This window comes from Streptococcus mitis SK597, from assembly GCF_000148545.1.
In the GTDB taxonomy this organism is placed as follows: domain Bacteria; phylum Bacillota; class Bacilli; order Lactobacillales; family Streptococcaceae; genus Streptococcus; species Streptococcus mitis_C.
Genome location: NZ_AEDV01000031.1, coordinates 1 through 2,160 on the forward strand (window position 1 = coordinate 1; position 2,160 = coordinate 2,160).

A 2,160-nucleotide genomic window follows, 5' to 3' on the forward strand; every position below is an offset into this window, starting at 1 on the left:
TCAACAAGATGGACACTCGTCTATCTTGTTTTTGTATAGATTTCCATATCGAAAATCCTTAAAAATGTGATATAATGAAGTGTTAGAAAAACAGGTTTCATTTGCCTGGAAAGGAAAAATTATGTCTGAAAAGAATTTTTATATTACAACGCCGATTTACTATCCATCTGGTAAGCTTCATATCGGTTCTGCCTACACAACCATTGCTTGTGATGTCCTAGCACGTTATAAACGCCTGATGGGCTACGATGTCTTTTATTTGACAGGTCTTGATGAACATGGTCAAAAGATTCAACAAAAAGCAGAAGAAGCTGGCATTACACCACAAGCCTATGTTGATGGAATGGCAGTTGGAGTTAAAGAACTCTGGCAATTACTAGATATCTCATACGATAAATTTATCCGTACAACGGATGACTACCATGAAAAAGTTGTCGCACAGGTCTTTGAGCGCTTGCTGGCTCAAGATGATATTTACTTGGGTGAATACTCTGGTTGGTATTCAGTTTCAGATGAGGAATTCTTTACAGAAAGCCAACTTGCGGAAGTATTCCGTGATGAAGCTGGAAATGTAACTGGTGGTATTGCTCCATCAGGTCACGAGGTTGAATGGGTATCTGAAGAATCATACTTCCTTCGCCTCAGCAAATACCAAGATCGTTTGGTCGAATTTTTCAAGTCCCATCCTGAATTTATCACTCCAGATGGTCGTCTGAATGAAATGCTTCGCAACTTCATCGAGCCAGGTTTAGAGGATTTGGCAGTTTCTCGTACAACCTTTACCTGGGGTGTACCAGTCCCATCAAATCCAAAACACGTTGTCTATGTTTGGTTTGATGCTCTACTCAACTATGTGACAGCTCTTGGCTACGATCAAGACGAACACGCTAACTTTGACAAGTTCTGGAACGGAACAGTCTTCCATATGGTTGGAAAAGACATCCTTCGTTTTCACTCAATCTACTGGCCAATCCTTCTTATGATGTTAGATATCAAATTGCCAGAACGCTTGATTGGTCATGGTTGGTTTGTCATGAAAGACGGCAAGATGTCTAAGTCTAAAGGGAATGTTGTCTATCCTGAAATGTTGATAGAGCGTTTTGGACTAGATCCACTTCGTTACTACCTCATGCGTAGCCTTCCAGTTGGTTCAGACGGAACCTTCACTCCTGAAGACTATGTAGGCCGTATCAACTACGAATTGGCCAATGACCTTGGGAACCTCCTCAACCGTACGGTCTCTATGATTAACAAGTACTTTGATGGACAAATTCCAGCCTATGTAGAGGGTGTAACAGAGTTTGACCATGCTCTTGCTGAGGTTGCAGAACAATCAATCGCTGACTACCACACCTACATGGAAGCAGTTGACTACCCACGTGCACTTGAAGCAGTCTGGACTCTGATCTCTCGTACTAACAAATACATAGACGAGACAGCTCCATGGGTCTTGGCAAAAGATGAAGCACTCCGTGACCAATTAGCAAGTGTCATGAGCCACTTGGCAGCTAGCCTTCGTGTCGTCGCTCACTTGATTGAGCCGTTTATGATGGAAACCAGTCGTGCAGTTTTGACTCAACTTGGTTTATCAGAAGTTGCTAGCCTTGAGAACTTGAGCTTGGTTGATTTCCCTGCAGGTGTGACTGTAGTTGCTAAAGGAACACCAATCTTCCCACGCCTGGATATGGAAGAAGAAATCGCCTATATCAAGGAACAAATGGAAGGTAACAAGCCAGCAGTCGAGAAAGAATGGAATCCAGATGAAGTTGAACTCAAACTAAACAAGGAAGAAATTAAGTTTGAAGACTTTGACAAGGTTGAAATTCGTGTTGCAGAAGTCAAAGAAGTGTCTAAAGTAGAAGGTTCAGATAAGTTGCTTCAATTCCGCTTGGATGCTGGTGATGGTGAAGATCGTCAAATCCTCTCAGGGATTGCAAAATACTATCCAAATGAACAAGAATTGGTCGGCAAGAAAGTTCAAATCGTTGCTAACCTTAAACCTCGTAAAATGATGAAGAAATATGTCAGCCAAGGGATGATTCTCTCAGCTGAACATGATGGACAATTAACCCTTCTTACAGTTGATCCAGCTGTACCAAATGGAAGTGTGATTGGGTAAAAATAGACAGGACTAGTTCATGCTAGTTCTGTTTTTTTATT

1 protein-coding gene is annotated in these 2,160 nt (G+C 41.7%); it reads left to right on the plus strand.

Features of this window, described 5'->3' with window-relative positions:
• The first annotated feature begins 121 nt into the window (after nucleotides 1-121).
• Nucleotides 122-2,119 (plus strand): methionine--tRNA ligase, encoded by a 1,998-nt coding sequence (metG, locus tag SMSK597_RS06360; protein ID WP_001291391.1) that lies wholly within the window; start codon nucleotides 122-124, stop codon nucleotides 2,117-2,119.
• Nucleotides 2,120-2,160 lie beyond the last annotated feature (41 nt).